Origin of the sequence: Micromonospora sp. DH14, assembly GCF_029809455.1 — a bacterium.
Taxonomy (GTDB): domain Bacteria; phylum Actinomycetota; class Actinomycetes; order Mycobacteriales; family Micromonosporaceae; genus Micromonospora; species Micromonospora parva.
On sequence record NZ_JARVKT010000007.1, the window covers coordinates 192,625 to 212,275 of the forward strand.

13 protein-coding genes are annotated in these 19,651 nt (G+C 67.2%); 2 read left to right on the forward strand and 11 right to left on the reverse strand.

Translation table 11 applies throughout. The annotated features are described in order from the left end of the window. Positions 1-27: 27 nt before the first annotated feature. From QCZ28_RS12445 to QCZ28_RS12460, 4 genes are all read right to left on the reverse strand, one after another. Positions 28-1,305: a hypothetical protein gene (locus QCZ28_RS12445; protein ID WP_279516802.1), complete on the reverse strand. Its 1,278-nt coding sequence runs from the start codon at positions 1,303-1,305 to the stop codon at positions 28-30. Between the two features lie 279 nt (positions 1,306-1,584). Continuing rightward, entirely contained in the window at positions 1,585-2,298 is a 714-nt protein-coding gene (locus QCZ28_RS12450) for a sulfotransferase domain-containing protein (protein WP_279516803.1), read from the reverse strand. Between the two features lie 339 nt (positions 2,299-2,637). Beyond that, a complete protein-coding gene (locus QCZ28_RS12455; RefSeq protein WP_279516804.1) occupies positions 2,638-2,805 on the reverse strand; it encodes a hypothetical protein in 168 nt (55 codons plus the stop codon). Positions 2,806-3,203: 398 nt separating this feature from the next. After that, positions 3,204-3,848 carry a hypothetical protein gene (locus QCZ28_RS12460; protein ID WP_279516805.1) on the reverse strand — a complete coding sequence of 215 codons (645 nt, stop codon included), beginning with the start codon at positions 3,846-3,848 and terminating at the stop codon, positions 3,204-3,206. Positions 3,849-4,329: 481 nt separating this feature from the next. Between QCZ28_RS12460 and QCZ28_RS12465 the strand changes: the two genes are divergently transcribed. After that, the gene (locus QCZ28_RS12465; RefSeq protein WP_279516806.1) at positions 4,330-5,190 is read left to right on the forward strand and encodes a phosphotransferase; all 861 of its coding nucleotides are present in this window, start codon (positions 4,330-4,332) and stop codon (positions 5,188-5,190) included. Positions 5,191-5,251: 61 nt separating this feature from the next. Here QCZ28_RS12465 and QCZ28_RS12470 read toward each other — a convergent pair whose 3' ends face one another. The 3 genes from QCZ28_RS12470 to QCZ28_RS12480 all read right to left on the reverse strand — a co-directional run bounded on the left by QCZ28_RS12470 (position 5,252) and on the right by QCZ28_RS12480 (position 7,752). After that, a complete protein-coding gene (locus QCZ28_RS12470) occupies positions 5,252-6,193 on the reverse strand; it encodes a hypothetical protein (protein WP_279516807.1) in 942 nt (313 codons plus the stop codon). Between the two features lie 134 nt (positions 6,194-6,327). Beyond that, a complete protein-coding gene (locus QCZ28_RS12475) occupies positions 6,328-7,221 on the reverse strand; it encodes an IS982 family transposase (RefSeq protein WP_279516808.1) in 894 nt (297 codons plus the stop codon). A gap of 195 nt (positions 7,222-7,416) precedes the next feature. Further along, on the reverse strand, positions 7,417-7,752 hold the full coding sequence (locus QCZ28_RS12480) for a hypothetical protein (protein ID WP_279516809.1): 336 nt from the start codon (positions 7,750-7,752) through the stop codon (positions 7,417-7,419). Positions 7,753-8,345: 593 nt separating this feature from the next. Here QCZ28_RS12480 and QCZ28_RS12485 point away from each other — a divergent pair. After that, a complete protein-coding gene (locus QCZ28_RS12485) occupies positions 8,346-9,584 on the forward strand; it encodes an IS110 family transposase (protein ID WP_279516810.1) in 1,239 nt (412 codons plus the stop codon). Between the two features lie 294 nt (positions 9,585-9,878). Here the strand turns inward: QCZ28_RS12485 and QCZ28_RS12490 are convergent, their stop codons facing one another. The 4 genes from QCZ28_RS12490 to QCZ28_RS12505 form a co-directional block, all read right to left on the reverse strand. Continuing rightward, positions 9,879-13,268 carry an NACHT domain-containing protein gene (locus QCZ28_RS12490; RefSeq protein WP_279516811.1) on the reverse strand — a complete coding sequence of 1,130 codons (3,390 nt, stop codon included), beginning with the start codon at positions 13,266-13,268 and terminating at the stop codon, positions 9,879-9,881. 173 nt (positions 13,269-13,441) lie between these two features. Next, positions 13,442-14,536 carry a Wadjet anti-phage system protein JetD domain-containing protein gene (locus QCZ28_RS12495; protein WP_279516812.1) on the reverse strand — a complete coding sequence of 365 codons (1,095 nt, stop codon included), beginning with the start codon at positions 14,534-14,536 and terminating at the stop codon, positions 13,442-13,444. Beyond that, the gene (locus QCZ28_RS12500; protein ID WP_279516813.1) at positions 14,533-18,951 is read right to left on the reverse strand and encodes a hypothetical protein; all 4,419 of its coding nucleotides are present in this window, start codon (positions 18,949-18,951) and stop codon (positions 14,533-14,535) included. The genes QCZ28_RS12495 and QCZ28_RS12500 overlap by 4 nt, the downstream gene beginning before the upstream one ends. Next, positions 18,951-19,577, reverse strand: a complete 627-nt coding sequence (locus tag QCZ28_RS12505) for a hypothetical protein (protein ID WP_279516814.1) — start codon at positions 19,575-19,577, stop codon at positions 18,951-18,953. The genes QCZ28_RS12500 and QCZ28_RS12505 overlap by 1 nt, the downstream gene beginning before the upstream one ends. Positions 19,578-19,651: the final 74 nt, after the last annotated feature.

A 19,651-nucleotide genomic window follows, 5' to 3' on the forward strand; every position in this document is an offset into this window, starting at 1 on the left:
GGAAGCGCTCGAGGCCAGTGTCAGAAATCAGACGATGAGGCTTTCGAGTCCGGGGCACTCCACGCGCGGATACTGCTGACGATAGGTGTCCGCGAACTCGACGACGTGACGCCGGCCGAGATCAGTCAACTGCCAACGGAACTCCACCACGTGCGTTCCGCCGGGAGCCAGCACGGGCACTGCCTCGATTAGCCCTCTGCTCGGCGGGCCACCGGCCGCGTTGCGGTAACCGACGCCAAGGAAGAACAACGATCTGCCCGCCAGCCGGTCCTCCGGCAGGCCCTCGGGCTCGGCCGCCGCGACGCGGGCCAACACACCCCACAACCACTCCGACAACAGATGCGGCTCGTGATCCACTTCGACAGTCTCATCCAGACCAACCCGAGCGGCAGCCCGTCCGCGTCGGGTGATCTTGACAGCAATGCGTACGACCTCACCGATATCCGGATGATCGATGACGTCCTCGGTCACGATCACCAGGCCCCGGCGGGCAAGGGCGTGCAGGGTCCGGCCAGCGCCCGGGTCATGAACCCCACGTCGACGCAGCCGCTCCTGGAGACGCGTATGACCCTGCTCTGACGACGCCGACTTCAGGGCCAGCGGCAACTGCCGCCACTCGGCGGCCGGCGGCACCGGCAACCGCTGCAGCCGACGCATCCACATCTCGGTCTCGGTCATCCGATCGTCGCGCATGATCTCGCCCAGATACACGCGCTGCCGCTCATTCAGCGATGCCCACGCCTCAACAGCGGCCCGCGACGGCCCCCTGCGTCCTCCGCCTTCCACCGCCGGCGCAGGATCCTGCGGTCGGGTGCGCATCCACGCGTCCAAGACCATCCGGGTCGGCACCCGATAGATCTTGGCCAGCGGCGGCAAGAGGCGACCGGTCATCACCGGCTCCGCCCAATCCCGGCCGGCCATCGACTCACCGCATTCGAGCGCAGACAGCACCTCCGCCGACACACGCAGATCCCGACCGGCCTGAGATGCCTCCAACAACTCCGATGCACGGGCCAGCGTCAGCCCGGCCAAGAAGCGCAGATCGGCAAGCGTCTCCTGGCCTGGCACGATGTCGATCAGCTCATCAGGGCGACAACCCACTGCCTCGGCCAGGCGTTCCACCTCAGCCGGAGTCGCCGCGAGCAAACCTTCCTCATAGAGGAACACCTTTCGGGCGGACAGTCTTGCGCGTACGGCCGCATCACGCCGCGCCAAGCCACACGTCAACCGCCGTGCGGCCAGCGCCCCCGGAATCAGCCGACGAGCCGCGGGCACGTTCACGCCGGCGTCGACAAGCGTCGTCACGCTGCCCACGTCGGTCCGACATCCGCAGACATAGCCTTCATAGCCATCGCAACCGTCCCCACCAGCGACGATAACCCGTTACGGGCCAAACTGCAGGCGACCTAGGGGACCGCCCTTGACTCACAGTCTTCAAGTATCGAACACATGTTTGATCGTTGCACGGATGTGTCGACTAGTCGAGCAGTGCGGTGCTGGGATGCGCCTGGCCGTCAGTACCGGATCCCGCTTGTACCGCTCGCCGACGACCCACGAACCACCTCTCGCACTGGCCGCTACCGCTCACGTTCGTTGCGAGCCGTCCGTCCACGTCCCGTAACCGAGTAGCTGCATCGCGGCCGCGTTGTCAGGTTGGGCCCAAAAAAGCTGGTGTAGCTCGTCGGACAGTTCGTCGCGATGAGTGTTGGTGAGCCCTCTACGGAAGAAGCGGCCATCGACCTGTTGAAGCTCGGTGAACGACGGAATCTGGACGTCGGCGACGGGTCGGCGCTCGGACGTCAGCGTTTGGATGACTCGCTCCACAGCAGCTCTCGGGTTCTGGGCAAGTTCTTCGTACCTCAGCACCACTCGGTGAGGCGCCGGCGGCAGCAGCCAACTCAGCACGTTGCGTCCCCAACTGCCGGTTCCGACCTCGTCCCGCCGGGTGATCATGGCATGCAGCTCGCTCTCAAATCGAGCAGCGTCTGCCTCGCTGGCCAGACGCGCCCACGAGACGAGCGCATCGCGCCCGTCCCGGACAAGGCAGACTGCTTTGTCCGCTTCATCAACCTGGTCGTCGCGCTGTCCGTGCGTTTTGACGAAGTGAACCTCTGTCGAGTCACGCATGGTTTGAATCGCTGCAGGGCGTTCGGTGAAGCCGACCAGATCGGAACCCAGACGTTCGGCCACGCCATCAATGTCATAGACGACGGATGTCCTTACGCCGTAGACCCGATTGAGGACGATCCGGAGAAAGGTGTTACCTGACCGGGGATAGGAGGACAACCACACGATCACTCAACCAGGGTAGAGAGTTCTCTCGCTCACGCGGTTCACCATGGCCTCGGCACTGCCCTCTGCGCCGACGAGTCGGGCCATGAATCTCAACCGACGTCGATCTGGGCTCCGCCAGTCTCGATCGCGGCGAACTGTCGCGCGGCGCCGCCCCCACCACCGCCGATTGGGACTACTCTTCGCCTTCCGTCGCCCGCCGATGCCACTGGACTCTGCTCTCTCCCGAACAATCCGTTCGACAGCCGACTCCCCTTGAGGCTGGCTACACGCTCCCAGCGCCCCAGAAGCGTGGCACCGAGGTGTCCCGCCGCACCCAGCGGCGGGACACCGCCCGGTACGGGGCTACTCCGTGTCGTCGTAGTCGTCCGGGTCTTGCGCATCATTGCGGTCAGCCGCCTCCTGCACCCGGTCGTCAAACCCGCTGGTCGCGGTCGGCGAGTCGGGATCGCGGTCGGCGGCCGCGCTGATGCGGTCGGCGGACTCGTGGTCCATCGGCTGAGATCGGGCCATGACGGTTCTCCTCCGTCGAGTCGTGCCCTTGGTTACGCCTGGGGCGACGCGCACCCGGACCGCATGGTGCCGTCGGGTGAATGATCCCGTGGGCTACGTCGGCGCCTGGCCCGCTTCGGCGGGCTGCCCATGCTAGTCACCGCGTGTGAGGCGTCCGGAGGAATCGCCCGGAGGTTCACGCCGTCACATAGCCGGCTGAGGAATGCCGGTCCCATCAATGCCCACCAGGCTACGCCAGTCGCGGGCGAGGCATGAGCGGCAAACCGTCGCCCCGTGCCGATCCTGCCGAATCGCGCGGGGTTTGGCCTTGCCCGCAGGCCGGGTCGACCTCACCTGCACGTCGCCCTGGCCATCACCCCCGCCTTACGAACACGCGGGGCCGCGCAAAGCGTCTGTGGCTATCGGCCGTCGAAGGGGAGCCGGCGACGCGACCGAGATTCGGTCGTGGGCTCGGGCGGCCTACTGACCTGGGACGAGTAGGAGCGGAGCCACGTCCGTGGGCCGCCGCCCCCCTCGTGGCATTCGAAGTCAAGACGCACGTTCAGCGGCGTCGAGGCCTTGTACTCGAGCATCAAGACGACTGTGAAGGCCGCTCCGGGGGCAAGATCGGTGCGCGTGACTGCCGCCTGCATGCCGTCCCAACCGCCAGCGACCCTATTGACGAATCCGCGCACGTTCGGCTGGCCGGCCACGCTGATCACCACCGACGCCAGCGGCTTGCCCGATAGGAGCTTGATCGGCACCTCCGCGTACTGCTCATCGTGGACGTGCACCATCCCGCTGGTGACCTCGAACTCAGGGCCATCAGCTTCGTCTCGTGCGTCTAGGTCAGCCTGGAACTGAAGACGCGCGAGGGCGAGGTGATCCTCGGCAGCCGTGGCTTGCCGCTCCGCCGTGGCAGCGGACTCTTTGGCAGCGATGGCCTGCTCCTTGGCACTCTGGGCCTGGCTTTTCGCGCTAAACGCTTGCCAAACCGCCACCCCGGCCCCGCCTGTCGCGAGCAGGGCGGCCCCCCACGCCGCCACGTCGATGTCGATGTTCACCGTCTGACCTCCACGCCGCGTCGCTACGATCGTGCAGGCTACGGCACACTGTCCAGACGTAACGCTCGCGCTCCACCGGCTGCCCAACAACCGTTGTAGCCGATCCGGTGCCGGTGACACGGCTGCGGTGTGACATGGCGAAGGCCTGCACTCACAGCCTCTACGCCTTCCATAACCTCATCACTCACAACGGCCCGCTGCGCCTGCCGTCGCCCAACCCAGCAGAGAGCCCACGACGACGACCGCCAGGTCCCGCCGACACAGAGCATCAAGCGAGCGCACCGGAAGTGGGACGGCAATTCGACCGCGACCAATGGACTCCTCCCCCGGTCAACAGGGAGATGAAGGACAAAACGGGCCCGCCTACGCCGCAGTGCGGAACACTTGCTTCCTGATCGCCGAACATGCCTGAAACGGCGAGGCCAAGTTCGGCTGCCCCAGAGTTCAGCTCACCCCACCATCTGACGGGAGAGAATGATCAATGCGTAGCGTCTGGACGGATCTGCCTGACAACGTCACCGCCGCGATCGCCGAACGGGTCGGTGAATCCTTCGACGTCACCCCGGCTTCCAACGGTGGCCACGCGGACATCGCCGCGACAGTCACCGGGCCAACCGCGAAGGTCTTCGTCAAGGCGGCTTCGGCCGACCTCTGCGTCCGATCACTGCGCTACGAACTGGCGGCGAGCACGGCGATCGACCGGTACCCGCCGCCGGTTCTCTGGCACTTCGAGTCCGACGGCTGGTTGGTGGTGGCGACCGAGCACCTTGCTGGCCCGTATCCCGACCTGTCCCCCGCCAGTCCCGATCTCGACCTCCTCGCCGCGACGCTCAAGGAGCTACAAAACACCCGCGCGCCGAATGGCCCCTGGTACGACCCAGCGGGCCGGCTCGGGTTCGCGCATCCGCTGATGGCCGGCGATGGGCTCGTGCACTCTGATCTCAACCCGACCAACCTGATCGTGACCGGCAGCGACCTGCGCATCGTCGACTGGGCTTTCGCGACTAAAGCAGCGCCTTGGGTGGAACTTGCACTCCTGATCCAGTGGCTAATCGGCTGCGGCCACACCGCCGGTCAGGCAGAACGCTGGGTGGCGCAGTTTCCGGCGTGGGCTGCGACTGATCGCGACGCCGTAGACGATTTCGCCATCCGCAACGCCGCGAAGTGGGCAAGAAAAGCCGAGAAGTGCGCCCAGGTGTGGGTGCACGACCTTGCGACCTGGACCAGTGTATGGGCGGCCTACCGCCGATCGAGGATCCGGGCGCGCTCCGTGGTGTCGCAGCAGCCCGGTCCCGGCGCAGACGCATCCACCCTTGCCCGGAGGGGAACCTCCAGCTGGTAGGGCTCCAGCCCATGCCATGCCATGAGATTCCGGATCGCCGCATCGCGGTACGCGCCGCTAGTCACCGGTCGGCGCCTGGGTCGCTCCAGCGGCCGATGACGGTGTGGCGTACGCCGGCGTCGAGCATCGCGTCCGCCCGGTGTCGCCCGTTGATATACGGCACGACAGCACCGGGCACGTCGGGCTGGATCGGATCGCAAAACAACGTCTCCGCAGCCTTCAACACCCGGCCGTCGAGGCCCTGGGCGCGCAGTGCGGCTACGGCAGCGAACATCCGTGCGTCCTCGGGATCATCGCTGGGCACGCGCTCGAGCGCTTCGCTGTCTGCTCGTGCCAACGCGGCGACGGCCGCATCTGACGCGGCAGCCCAATCGACGCTGTGGTACCAGCAGCAGTTCCGAAGTCTGCGGCGCGGCATCACCTGCCGGAGCAGGCGTCGCGACCAGGTCGTTCCGGCCGGCATACACGCCGGCTCGCCGTGTAGGTCTGGCCGCGGCAGTCCGATCACGGCCGCGACCTCGAATCTCATGCGGGGTTCCACCAGGGCTTCCGGGGCGACAAAGCCACCCCCGCGTCCCGCATCGACCGGGCCGCCGACCAGATGCGTTAGCTCGTCCTCGGTCAGCCGCGGTCCCCACCTCGGCGGACTGGCCACCGCGAACGGCCCCGCTACGGTGAACCCGAAGTGGCAGAACCCGAGATCCTTGCCCGTCAGCAACTGCTGGGCGATGAAGATCGGCGGTTCCGGCTCGGCCGGGCAGTGCCGCTGCCACACCGCCTCGACGAACCGCTCCGCCCGGTTCATCAGGCATGTGCCCTCTCGATCAGTCTGCGTCGCTATCGCCACCGGCCGCCGACTTGGCGCGGTGAACAGCTGCAGCCGCATCGACGACTGCCCGACGGTGAACATGTGCTCGTCAACGGTTCGCGTACGCGCTCCACCATGCTCACGGATCAGGGCCACGCCCTGCGGGCGTGGCCCCTCGTCTCCGGATGCATCCATAGCCATCACCGTAGAGTGCGAGTGCGACAGCGCCCGTTGGCTGACGAGCGGCGCGGCGATCTCCAGGCAGGCCGATCAGCTTTATCGCCTTGCCGGTCGGCCACGACGGCTAGACGAGTAAGTCCGAAGTCTGGTCAGTGGTCGTAGGCGATCAAGGACCTGGTCAGAGGTTGGCCGGTGGTCCGGTTGTGCCAGATCGCTGCGGTCATCGCGAGGAGGCGTTGCGCGATGCGTGCGGCGACGCCTTCGATGCTGCGTCCGCCGTGCAGTTCGAGGTCGAGTTGGCCCTTCAACGTGTCGTTGACGGACTCGATGAGCTGCCGGATTGGTTTGAGCAGGTGTTCGTCCGGGCGTGGGACGCGGTTGCGGTACGACGGTCTGAGCAGTCGCACCCCACGCTCTGCCAGCCACCGGTCCAGCTCCGCGGACACGTATCCCTTGTCCGCGACGATCAGCAGGCCTGGACGCTCGGCGATGAGGTCGGGATCGTGGTCACGCACCGCCACCAGGACCTGACGTTCGTCGACCTTCGGTGTCGCCAGGGCCCAGGTGATCGGCAATCCGGACGGGGTGCAGATCAGATGCAGTCGCAGTCCCCAGAAGAACCGCGAGTGCGAGGCGCAGTAGCCGTAGCCGGCCCACCCCGCCAGATCGGAGCGTTTCACCGTCGGTCGGGACCGGCCGCACTCGACCGGCGTCGAGTCGACCACCCAGGTGGCGTCGGTCCACAGGTCGGTGTCCGCCGCGACCACGCGGATCGCCCGCTTGAGCAGCGGCACCGCCGCACGCAACCGCTTGTTGTAGCCGGACTGCCCGGGCAAATACGGGAACGCCCCGGGCAGATGCCCGGGGACGAACCGCAGCCACCGGGCTTCGGACCGCACCCCGAGCAGGGCCTGCGCCACGGCAAGGGTCAGCAGTTCCGCGTCCGACAGCCTGGGCGGGCGCCCAGGCCTACGCTGCCGTCCGAGCCAGTCGTCGATCTTCACGTAGAGTGCGGTCAGAAGGGTGTTGAGGTCGGTCGTCACAAACTGATCCTCAACACCCTTCGTCTATATCCACCACCCAGGGGCGTTAGGACTTACTCGTCTAGACGATCCAGGTGGTCAGTGGAATCTCAGGCGCGCAGGCCGCTGCTGTCCTCAGGTCCTCCAGCTGGCGGAGAGGCGGACTGAGGTACGGATCCGCAGTTGCCTATTCAGCCTGTTTCATCGTGGATGGGGTTAGTCGGCGGTGAGCGGCACCGCTGGTGCGCCCTGCTCCACGCACAGCGGCACGCCCGGGTAGTGCGCAGTGACCGCGGCGGCGTCGCGTTGTGGGTCACCGACGCCGACGCTAACGCACTCCCCAATCGTCGGTCCCACCTCGTACACCGCCACACCCCGCTGCCGCCAGTAATCCATGTCGCCACTGATCTGTTCCACCCATCGGGCGAGCGCCCGCGCGGAATGCTGGGCGTCGACGAAACGCACCATGACGTGCAGACCGAGTTGACGCACCGCCTCGTCGAAACCGGCAGTAGGTATTGCGGTGCACCAGCAGCACACCAGCGGGAACATCCAGGCTCACGTCCGCGTACACGTCGGGCCAGCGCCCGCCGACGCCGTCCACGGCTTCGGCGGCGTCGCCAAGAGCATCCTGTGAAGGCCAGTACGACTGCTCAACGTTCGGGGCGCTCGGCACGGCGGACGCCGACGGCGAGGCGCAGGCGGCAGACAGGGCCAGCAGCGGCAGGGTAAGCAGCGCGGAAACACGGCGAGGCATCGTCAACCCCCTTCGGCGGACACACACCGCCAGACGGACACTACGGATAAAACGAACCAGCAGAGGGTGAGACGTACACCAGCCCCAGACGGTTCCCCGCCCGCCCTGCGAGGCCTCCAGTTCACCTGGTCCCGAGACTGCACAAAGATCTTCTGGCCTACCGCGGGCTGCTGGGACGCACGTATCGGGCATGCCGCCCGTGATCGAACGGGGGCCGAGACGGCTGGCGTGACTCGATCTTTGCCGCAAGCCGGTCTAGTGTCCATGCCGGTGATCTTCGGACACCAGCTGGTCGCGTAATGCCCATTGCGATCCTGGGCCACCGAGCCCTCAAGCGAGACCGCGCGCCCGACCAGCACCACAATTCAATCCCTCGAACGGGACGACGATGAACTACTACGCGGGCCTGGACTGGGGTGAGAACCACCACGACATGGCCGTGGTCGACGCCGACGGCCAGCTCATCAGCCACACGCGCGTGACGGACGACGCCAGCGGTCTGACTCAACTCCTAGCCGCACTTACCGCGGTGAAACGCAGCCGACGTTCGATCCCAGTCGGGATCGAGACCAGTCGCGGTCTGATAGTCGCCGGGCTCCGCAAGGCCGGCCAGCCCGTCGTCGTGCTCAACCCGACCCAGGTAGCCAATTACCGCAGCCGCCTTGCCCCGCAGCGCCAAAAATCCGACCGGGGCGATGCCCGCCTACTCGCGCACATTCTGCGCGTCGACGGCGACGCTCACCGCCCCGCACCGACGTCCTCGCCGCAAGCCAGCGCACTGCGAGAGGCGACCCGGGCGCACCGACAGGCGAGGCACACCGCCGGTCTGCTCGCCCGTCGACTCCGGTCAGTGCTACGCGACTACTACCCAGCGGCGGCGACCGCCTGGCCGCACCTACCCGGCGGGCTGACCAGACCGGAAGCCCGCCTCATCCTGACCGCCGCGCCCACCCCCACACCGGCCACTCGACTCACCAGACGTCGGCTGGAGACTCTGCTGGCCTCCGCCGGACGCACCCGCCTCATCACCGCCGAGGCGACCCGCCTCCACGAACTGTTCCACGCCCGCGCTCTCCGTCAACCAGCCGAGGTAGAAGACGCGATGGGACGTCACGCCGCCGCGCTGCTCACGCAGCTCGACGCCACCATCGCCTCAGCGCACACCCTGTGGACACACATCGACACGCTGGCCGAACAGCACCCACAGACACCGATATACCGGTCGTTCCCGGGAATGGGGCCGCTACTGGCCGCGCGACTGCTCGCCGAACTCGGCGACGACCCGCACCGATTCCCCGCCCCACGCAATCTGCGCGCACTCTGCGCGGCAACCCCGATCACCTGGGCCAGCGACACCTCCCACAAGGTCAGCCACCGTCGCAAAGCTAACCCAATCCTCGCCGAAACCGGCCACCTATGGGCCTTTGCCACCCTCACCCACTCCCCCGGCGCCCGAGCCCTCTACGACCGCCGCCGCGCCGCCGGCGATCACCACCCCGCCGCCCTGCGACGGCTCTACGCCCGCCTCCTCGGAAGCTTGCATTACTGCCTGCGCACCGGTAGCAACTACGACGAAGACCGCGCCTTCACCGCATCACCCGAACCCGAACCGGAACACGGGACTTAGGCCGGGAGCCGGGGCAACGCCCAGGATCACCCCGGGCCCACGAGCCCTCGCGCGGGTACGGCGCGCCCCGGCTCCCTTCCCAACACAGGTTCAATCGCCCACATAGGCGACCGCGGCGAGCCCGCTCGGTGACCACAGCCTCGATCTGCCGCTGTGAAGCCGAGACGTTCGGGGAGGGGAGGCGTAACCATGATGATCTTGCTGCGGAAGGCTGACCGTCGGCCATCGGCTGATTTCCAACCGATGAGTCCGGCTTGACGGCTAGATCGTTGGCCTCCCGCCGCGGAGACTGATTCAGCTTTCGCTGATCGGGCCATCGAGGTCAGCTCCGGGCAGAGGCGTCAGCCGGTCGGTGTGCGCGCGAATGAAGCTGACGAGGTGCTCGCGCCTTTGCGGGCCGACTTGCGGGAGTTGCTGATGGAGTTGGCTCGCAAGGTGGGCGTCGGTCGTCAAAATCCGGGCGGCCGACTCCGCGATCCAGGTCGAATCCGCGTTCAGTGCCGTCAGGAGCGCTTGTCGGTCGGCGTTAGTCAGCCGGCGGGAACCGATGGCGGGCAGATGCTCGTCTGTGGGGACGGTGAGGATGTCGAAGACGGACGGGTCTTCCCCCCGTTGCTGTTCGTCGATTGCGGCCTGCGCCTGTGCCGCGACGGCGCCGCGATCGAGGCCGGCCGCGTTTGCTACTGCGGTCAGCCACCCGATCAGGACGTCGGCCGGCTCGGTGCGGGCGGCGAGGTAGCCACCGGCGTCGGCCGTCGTGAGACCGATCAGGCCCACCAAGGTGCACAGTTCGGGTAAACGCCACCGGTCGTGGACGGAGATCTCGGCGAGAGGCGGTGGGCTGATATCCCTGGCGGCTTGTAGAAGCGGCAGGACGTGGGTGCCGTGTTCCAGCGGGCCACCGAACATCTGTGTAATCAGGTTGGCGTTATGTTCTCGCGAGGACAGGGGCGGATGGTAGCCACGGTCGCGAAGGACCGCCGCGATGTCCGAGTACGTTCCCAGCCGGCCCAGCCGAGCCACTCCGCAGATGTACGGGACCATGTCGTCGCCGAGCACGGACAGGTGGTCCACCGAGGACCTGGCGATGTGCAGGTTCCCGGGCAGCAGCACCTTGTAGCTGCGCGTGGTGCGAACGGCTGCGGGCATCGCGTCGGGGGAATGGACGGTGAGCGCGGTCCGGACGGCCGCGACCTCGGCCGGACTTAGCTCCCGGTGGTCGGCGGCGGCGTCGGCGAGGGCCGTCAGCGCCGCGGCCACAATCCGTACCGGCTCGGCGGTGCACAACGAGCCCAACGACTGCCGCCGCTGTTTCCGTAGGAGCGCTGGTAGCTTCAGAGCGGCCAGCTTTAGCACGTAGGTCCAGTTCTGCGGATTCTCGTGGCCGGAGCTCTCCATGGCCGATGTAGCGGCCGTGTCCAGCAGCTCCATCAACATGCGCTGCTGGGTGTCATCGAGGAGAGCGCCGCGCTCGACTAGCTCGGCGGCTGCTATGGCGCGGGCACCTCGGTGGACGGTCCCGTTGGCCAGCAGTAGGGGCAGAACTCGCGGATCGAGCTCGCCGGCGAACAGTACGGCGGCCCGACGGTTACGGCTGGTCAGCAAGGTGTCGATCCATGCGGTCAGCTCGTCGTCGGTGAGCCAGCTCACCGCCATCGCGGCGCCAATCTCGGCAAACACCCGGCTGCGCGGGGTAATCCTTCCGTCCGTCCCGGCAACGTATACGCCTACGTGTTGGTCCCAGAACCGCAAGATGTGATCGATGGATACCCTGGCGAGCCCCGGCGCCCCGATACCCCACCGCTGGCCCAGCATCGCGCTGAGCGCCTGGTCGGCGTCGGCGCGACTGGCCGATCCCTTGTCGGTCAGCAGTGTCCCGAGCACGGCGTAGCCGTCGAGCAGCTGAGCGGGGTCACCTCCCAGGCTTTGGGGGCGGTGGCGTTCCCAACGCTCGATGCTGTGCTGAATGGCGGAGTACAGCAAGCGCGCCTGGCCCTGTGCGGCGGGCGCGCTGGTCGCGCCAGCCATCTCCATGGTCATCAAGGTGGCAAGCAACGGGACCCGGCCGACGTCGCGGTGCTCGCGGCGCACGGCACGCAGCCAGCGGTGCCGGTCAGCGAGCCACCCGGAGCGCTGGGCCGGCTCAATCTGACGGGCGGCAGCGACGTGCGCAAGCAGTTCGTACAGCACCTGCTCCAAGTTGCGGGCGGGCACAAGCTCTGCGATCGGCAGACCGAGCCGGCCGACGGCGCGCTGGCCGCTGTCGCGGGTGGCGAGAATGACGCCAACCTGTGCGGGAAGAGCATCCAGGACTGCCTGGAGGCCATCGGCGAGGACCGCCTGGTTGGGGCACTCGTCGAAGGCATCGAGGAGTAGGACGGCCTGCCCGCGCCGACACTCCGCCTCCAGTTCAGCTACGAGATCCTCGTATTGACCCGCTGGTGCCGACGCAGCCGCGACCTGGCACAGCACGCTGAGCGTGACGTCGCCGGCAGTGCGACACTGGGCGGCGACCTCCAGCAACGGCACAAGGATCGGGGTTGGCGTACCGCTGGCAGTCACCCACTGGGCGGCCAACTGCCGTAACGCGGTGCTCTTGCCCATTCCGGGCAGGCCAGTCAGTAGCAGGCGCGGCCAGCGGCGGGCGACCGCCAGCAGCGACTCGATGTCGTCGACGTCCCCGGCTTTGATGCTGATGGCCACGCGTAGTCCTGCGGGCAGCCCCGCAACCGTCAGCGGCGGAACATCCTCGGCCAACAAAGCGAGATCGACGCGGCCGAGTTGTCCGGCGAGCCGGTCCCGGTAGCCCTCGATGGCCAGCTGGCGGGCGTGCTCGGCCGCCCCGGCTGGGCCCCGGCGGTCGGCGTGGAAGGTGAGCTTCGCCGCGCGCAGGATCTGGACCCAGTCGCTAAGACTGCTGGCGGCCGCCTTGCTCGCCTGGATGCCGAAGGCAGCGGACAGGGCCTGCGCCGCGGCGAAGCCCTCTCCGACACCGACCACGCCGCCCTCCAGCAAAGCCGCGGCGAACTCGAAGCCCTCGTCTCCGGCCTCGACGGACTCGTTGACCAGCACAAAGGCGGCGTCCAGCACCTGCGTCTGCAGGGTTGGGTCGGTGGTCGCGGCGGCGATTCTGGTGGTTAGTGCCCTCAGCGCCGCCACCTCATCGACCGGGCCGACGGCGTCAGGGTACTGGTGGTGGCGTTTGAGCGCGTCGCGGATGTGCTCCATAACGCCGTTCAGGCGTGCAGTAGCCAGTGCCAGGACGTCACCACCGCGCAGTGAAACCGTCTGGGCCACCCACTGTCTGACGGTCTTGCCCAGGTTCTGGTCGTCGTCGCCGCATTTTCGCTTGGCCGACACGTACATCCGCGCGCCCGAAGTCGCCGTGCAAATGACGTCGTCGGTGGGCTGATCAGACTCGAACTGCAGGCGGTGCGGCGTGAACTTAGAGCCATCGGGCAGCGTTAACGGAAAACTGGCCAGGCCGCGCGCGGCCAGCAGCACTGCAAGCCCACGGCGGTGCGCCGCTCCCCGCTCGTTGCCGACCCCGCCTCCGTCGCCTTTGGCCACCCCGGATCCCTTCTGTCGCGTGCGCCTCGTACCGCTCATCGCGGGACACAGCTCGGCTGGCGCCTCCGGGCCGCGCGACAGCGTCGGATACAGCGCCTTCGGAGAGGTTGGCACGGAGCAGACTCCTTGCGCTTAGTGAAGCCTCGCCGAAGGAAATTACACCGCCGCCGACTGTCCTGTTGCGTGGGTTCAGACACTCGCCGGGGGCGCTCCCCGAGATCGGCCCGGACGGCGCGAATCGCTTCCCCGCCGCTGAAACCTACTAACCAAGATCGCCGGAAATACCGCTAACGAAACAGCACCTCCGCCGATGGCAAGCGACCGTCCAGTTGCAGCGGGTCGAAGCAGTGGGGTTCGATGTTCGCGAGTTGTCTTCTACCGGTTGCTTCCTGGGGAATGCGTAGGCCAGCCGCGATAATGGTGCCAATGGGCGCGCGTAGGTCGGATGGAAACCAGTCGAGGATGGCGTGGTCGGCGGCGACGAGTCGCGTACGGGTCTTGGATTTGATTGGTGTGCCGGTGTCCAATAGCAGCTTGTACAGATTTGATGCTGGCGCGAGTGGTCCGAGTCCGAGGGCCTGGGCGTGGTGGTCGCCGTCGGCGGCGATTTCAATGCCGCGCAGGTCGAGGTCTCCGTAGTAGTACAGGGAGCTTGTCCAGTCTGAAGGCAGGGAGGCGAGGATCTGCGGTAGCTGACTGCCTCCAGTCCAGATGACGGTCCCGACGGACCCCTCTGCGGGTAGCCAGCGGGCAAGGCTGTGGGCGGTGGTGTGGTTCTCGACCATGAGTGCGGCGGGGCCGTCGCCGACGGGCCATTGGACGACGGGCAGGGGAATGCGCTCGCAATGCAAGTCCGCCAGGGCGAGGCGGTTCTTTGCGAATAATCTTCCCCGACTGATGGTGTCGAGTGCCTTCTCATCGTGCAGCAATTCCCAGGAGCGCTCCCTCATCGGGACGATATCGGTTGGCCGGTGTCCTGCGAGGTAGCGGTTCGCTGCGTGGAGTAGTGCGAGTTCGGCGTCGGTGGGCCGTTCGGTGGTGACGAACGACGCAGCCCAGGCGAGTCGGGCGTGCCAGGTGGTGGTAACCGCCGCCGGTTCGGATGCTGGAGGTTGCCTCGCAGCGATGCGTTGCACCCAGGTGGGTAGTGGGGGCTGGACGGTGTGGTCCCAGGCGGCGCGTTTGGCGGGTACGCGGATCATGCCGGCGGTGGTGAGTTCGTCGAGCGCGGCAGCCAATTTGCGACGGGCGTTGGGGTCGCCGGCGAGCGACAGGTCGGCGGCATGGGCCGCGGTGCGCAGAGCGCCGAGGGCTATCCGGGCGGTGCGGTGGGCGGCGACGGTGGCGGCCAGGTGGCTGGCCAGCGGGCTGAAGCTGGTCACAAGAGGCTCTCTTGCAGGGGAAGAGTGAGTCTCGCAGTGGTGATGGCGGCGGCGAAGGTGTCTTCGCTGACGTCGCGGTCGTTAACTTGGGCGTAGGTGCGGCCGTGATTGTGGGTGTTCTTCATGCGGATGATGTTGGGGAAGCGGCCAATGGCGCGCATGTCGGCGAGCCCGGACAGGAAGATGAGCTGAATGCCGTTGGCGGCGGCGACGCGTCGTTGCAGGTCGAGGAACGCGACGTAGTTGACGGTGCCGAGCGGGTTGTCCATGGGCAGGACACCGAGGCCGGGGTGGTCGGTGCCGCGGCTGGCGGCGCGTAGCCGGGCGAGCATGCAGAACAGCAGCAGGCTGATGGTGACTTTTTCGCCGCCGGACCATTTGCCCATGCGTTCGACGGGTTCGCGTTCGTCGGCGAGGTTCGTGGAGGGTTTCAGGACGCGGGCGATGAAGTTGCCGGGGCCGCCGACTGCGGCGGAGACGGCTTGCCAGGTCAAGGTTTTGCCGTCAGGCTGCGTTTTGGCTTCGCTTTGCACGAGGCCGTCGACGAGGGTGCTGATGCGGCTGCGCACGACGGCGGGGCTGGTGTCAACGCTGTGTTTGGGGCCGACGTCGAGGAATCGGCGGTTTTTGAGATGTTCTCCGAGTCCGGGCGGCAGCTGTGCTTGGGTTTGGGCACGGTGCAGCATTTTCAGCGCGCTTCGGGCTTCTTCGCATAGCGCGGAGACGACGATCTGTTTGTCCTGCTCGACCTCATCGAGCTGGCCTTGAAGGTTGGCGCGGTAGAGGGTGATCTCGGCGGTGAGGTGATCGGCTTCCTCAGCGAGGCCGCTGGTGTGTTCGCCGCTCGTGAATCGACCTTTGACTTCGGTGGAGACGGTGGCGAAACGGGATTCGCCGGCCCAGCGGCTGATGGCGTGCCCGCGTTCAGTGACGGTGATGCGGGCGGTGGTAACACCGCGATCGGCCTTGCCGAGCTCCCTGCGCACGGCTTCGGCCTCGGTCATGGCGCTCGTGATGGTGCCCGCGTAGGCGGTGGTCGGCTCGGCGCCGTCGATGGACTGCTCGTCGTCGCTGTAGAGGCTGCCTGCGAGGTTGTCGAACTGGTCGGCGTCGGTGGTCAGGCGCTCGATCGTCTTCTTAAAGTCGGCAAGAGCCGCAGCGGCAGTCTGCTGCTGTGAACGGTGCAGTTCCTGCTGTTCCTCAGCGTCCGCCTGCAGGCGCTGGGCGTGGCCGGCGTTGGCGGGTTCGGTGACCGGCAGCATCAGCTCGCCGTGGGCCGGGCGGTCGAGGATGGCTTTTTGCAGGGCGGTCCGGGCCTGCTTGGCGTCGTTGCGCTTGACGGCTGCTTCGCCAACTGCCTCGGATTCGTGGTGCTCGGCGGCGGCGGCGTGCTGGGCGGTCACGACGGGGTCGGCTGCGGCGGGGGTTGCCGCGAGGTCGTTGGCGAGTTTCTGCACGTCTTCGGCTGCTTCACCTATGGCGGCGGCTAGGCCTGTCGCCTGGTCCGCGAGGCCATCGATCTTGGCGGCCAGCACGTTGTGCGATGCCCGGAGCTGGTGGGCTTCGCGAGCGGCAGCGAAAGCACTTCGGGCCTGCGCGAGCGAGATGGCGCCGGCATCAGCGGTCGCATCACCGGCCGCGTCAACGAGCCCGGCCGCCTCGCGCTGGAGGCCCGAGATGATGCTCCGATCACGGTCGGCGGCGCCTCTCGCTTGGTGTGCGGCGCTGCTGTAATCCTGCTCTTGGATCACCGCGGTCGCTCGCGCAGCGGCGTGCTCTGCGCGCGCTGCAGGTATATGGGCCAGTCGGGCACGAATCTCGGTGATGGCCGGTAGTTGGTCGGTCAACCCGCTGAGGACCTGAACTCGGGAGCTCATGATCCTTTCCTCGCTTATTGCTCGCGTCCGCCGTTGGTTCAGCTCCACGGTGCGGGCATCGAAGTCGATCCGCAGCGCGCTGAGTTCGGCGTGGCGTTGCTGGGCCGCGGCGATACCAGCGGTGATGCGTTCGTGCTCAGCGGCGAGGTGCTCAAGATGGCCTGGAGGGCAGTTGTTGGCCAGGACGGCAAGTTCGTGGACCAGATTCTGGTCGCTCTCGCGGGCGAGCTGAAGTTGCTGCATGTGGCCGGCGCGGGTTGCGCTAGCGGCCTCGCGGCGCTCGACCTCAGTCGCGGCGGCATCACGGTCGAAGAGCGCTGCTGCCGGCGGTACGACGAAGCCGTTCACCAGGGTCGCGCCGGTGTCGATGGCATTTTGCAGGGCGCCGGTGGTGGACACGTGCACGGTGGTGCCGGGGGTGAGCGCGGCGGCGTCCAGGTGTTGCCGGGCGGTGTCCAGGTTGTCGGCGTCGTAGACCAGCAAGCCTGCGACCAGTGACGGTGCGATGGTGATGGCGTGCTGCCAGGAGGCAGGTGGTACCGCGTCGGCGAGGTAGTGCCAGCCGGTGGTGGCGGGAATCGTGTGCTCGCGCAGGACGTCGACGGCGCGGGCCAGGTCGAGCGATGCCGGGAGCAGTCCTGGTTGCTGGGCTAGCGATTGCAGGGCTCGCCGGTCGTCGGCATCTTCGACGGCGAGATCGATGCGCTCGCGGTCAATGGCGATGATCGCGTCGGTCAGTGCCTGTTGCAGGGTGCGGTTTGTGGCGACCGGGTCGACGGTGTCGGCTTGGCCCAGCAGGGTGAGCCGGGGGTGGCTGCTGAGCCGGGCGACCTGGCCAAGCAGGGGTCCGCGTTCGCTTTCAAGCTTTTGTAGAGCGGTTCCAAGCCCGGTGATTCGTTCATTGACGTCGCCGTGTTCAGCATCGATGGGTTGGCGTTCTTCGGCTAGCTCAGCGGTCGCCCTCGGTAGCTCGACGTCGATCTGGTGCACGAGGCGCGAGTGGGAGGCCGCGCACGCCGCGTGCGTGTCGGTCAGATCAGCGTCGGCTGGCAGGTGCCCATTCTCGATTGCCCGGGCGACGGCTTTCTCGAACATGGTGAGGCGGCCGGTGAGTTGGTCGCTCTCGGCGGCTAGGGCGCCGAGTTCATGATCTGCGACGCGGACCTTGTCGCGGGCCGTGCTCTGCTCGTGTTCAGCGGTGGTGGCGGCCTCGTCGTTGGCGGCGATCGCTGGTTCGAGTTCGTGTTGGGACCGTTGCAGCACTGCGATCAGCTGGGCGGCAGCATGCTGGTAGGCATGCAGGGCGGGCGCGGCGTCGATCTCGTCGCGGGCTTGCTGGTCGCGCAGGCCGGCGAGACGCGCGACCACCTGCGCGTGCCGGACCACGGTGGGAACTAGTTGCCATGCCTGACGTATCCGGCGGCACTCGGTGACCACCTCGTCGGCCTGCGCGCTTGTGGCATTAGCGGCGGTGTGCCGCAGATCGGCTACCCACCACAGGTATTCGCGGTGTAGATGCTCGTAGGCGTCGGTCTTCTCGGCGGCTTGTTTTTGGCGGTCACGGTGCTGGCCGGCCTGCTCGTGGTGCCGAGTGATCTGGGTGCGAGCTTGGGTGGCTGTCTCGGCGAAGGATGCGGCCAGGCGCCCTGCTTGGCGCCGTTTGTCGGTGCGAGTGTTCTCGTTTTCCTTCAGTCGCTGGTGGTCCTCCTTGAGTAGTTTGAGGTGCTCGACGGCTTCTTGAGTGAAGTCGAGTTCAGTACGCAGCCGCGGGTGCCGGGCGATGCTGGTGCGGTGCTTGCCCAGCATGATGGACAATTTGCGCGACGCCGTGGTGTCGGCGACCAGGCTGAGCAGGTAGCGCACGAAGTCGTCGGTGGTGGAGAACTTGAACTGCTTCTCGATGCCACCTTCACTGGCGTTGATCTTTAGGATGGCGGTGAACAGACCGGGGTCCAGACCGCGATCCTGCAACGCGCTGGTCCACTTTCCCTGATCTTTGTACTCGACCACGACCGGTTCCGCTTCGAGTGGCAGCGCCGTGATCGCGTCGGCGAACGCTTTCAGCGTCGTCGGGTGCTGATTGACATCGTCAAACGGCAGTAGGTCGATCTCGGCGGCCTGCCGTATGGGAGTGAAGGCATACCAGCGTTGTTGCAGCTGTTCCCATGAGGCGTTCGGGTCGGCAGGCTGGACACGGTCTGCCCATTCGTAGACGGCGCCGGTGACCATACGTCGACCCTCGGGGTCCTGCCATTCGATGGCGATGTGGGCAGTGTCGGCGCCCAGCACGCAGTCCTCGAGGTGACGGCCGGTCTCCGCGGTGGCGAGGTAGTCGGTGCGGGCGGGCCGGATCGACGCGCAGATGAGGGCAATGAGGGTGGACTTGCCGCCTCCGTTGCGCATCCAGAGGATGGTGTCGAGCGGGTTGCCGGTGCGGCTGCCGAACTCCAGCCACACGTTGCGGAACCGGGCCGCGGGCGCGCCGATGCGATCGAGATAGACCCGGTGGATCTTCCATAGCCGGGCGGGGGCGGCCATCAGGCGGTCTTCATGTCGCGTCGGGCGTGGCGCAGCGCTTCGAGAGCTTCGCCGCCGCCGATGTCGGCGACCAGGAGCCGGAACCTGTCGGTGAGCTGGTAGGTGGTGGCACCCATGGTCGGGGCGGGGCGGGCGGCGCCGCGGTCGACGAGCCAGCCGAGGACTTCAACGATGGCCCATTGCGTGCAGCCTTTCGCGGGGCCGGGCTGGTTGGCCTTGGGCGCGTACGCGTTCATCCGGTCGTAAACGTCGGCGGCGCGTCGCGCTTGGGCGTCGTTGCCGTCGTCGCCGGTCGTGGCGGTCACCCGTTCGACGGCGGAGCGGATGAAGGTGTCCAAGGCAACGACTTCGATGATTTTGACGTCGGTGCTGTCGAGGTCCCGGGCGTGGGGAAAGGCGTATGCGGCGATCGCGAGCGTGATCAGGCCGGCCACGAGCTTGTCGTCCGGGGTCATGGTGGTGCTGCGCAGATCGGAGGTCCGGATCGCGAAGACACTTCCGGGCTGGGTCGTCACCACGATGCCGGTGCGCGCCGGTGTCCCGAGGACGCTGAGGCCGAAGCCGCTGGCAAGCACGTCGACGGTGTCACGAAACGCCGCCTCGGTGCGGTAGCGGTGCAGCAGCATGCCATAAGGATTGCCGTCGGTTGGCTTGGCTCCGTGGCGCAGCCCGAAGCTGACCAGGGCGGCGGCGTGCCGGA

Excerpts from the sequence above, each read along its gene's own strand:
- QCZ28_RS12455 (WP_279516804.1), bottom strand. The coding sequence starts at position 2,805 with ATGGCCCGATCTCAGCCGATGGACCACGAGTCCGCCGACCGCATCAGC.
- QCZ28_RS12465 (WP_279516806.1), top strand. The coding sequence starts at position 4,330 with ATGCGTAGCGTCTGGACGGATCTGCCTGACAACGTCACCGCCGCGATC.
- QCZ28_RS12470 (WP_279516807.1), bottom strand. The coding sequence starts at position 6,193 with ATGGATGCATCCGGAGACGAGGGGCCACGCCCGCAGGGCGTGGCCCTG.
- QCZ28_RS12480 (WP_279516809.1), bottom strand. The coding sequence starts at position 7,752 with ATGTTCCCGCTGGTGTGCTGCTGGTGCACCGCAATACCTACTGCCGGT.
- QCZ28_RS12485 (WP_279516810.1), top strand. The coding sequence starts at position 8,346 with ATGAACTACTACGCGGGCCTGGACTGGGGTGAGAACCACCACGACATG.
- QCZ28_RS12500 (WP_279516813.1), bottom strand. The coding sequence starts at position 18,951 with ATGGCCGCCCCCGCCCGGCTATGGAAGATCCACCGGGTCTATCTCGAT.
- QCZ28_RS12505 (WP_279516814.1), bottom strand. The coding sequence starts at position 19,577 with ATGCTGCTGCACCGCTACCGCACCGAGGCGGCGTTTCGTGACACCGTC.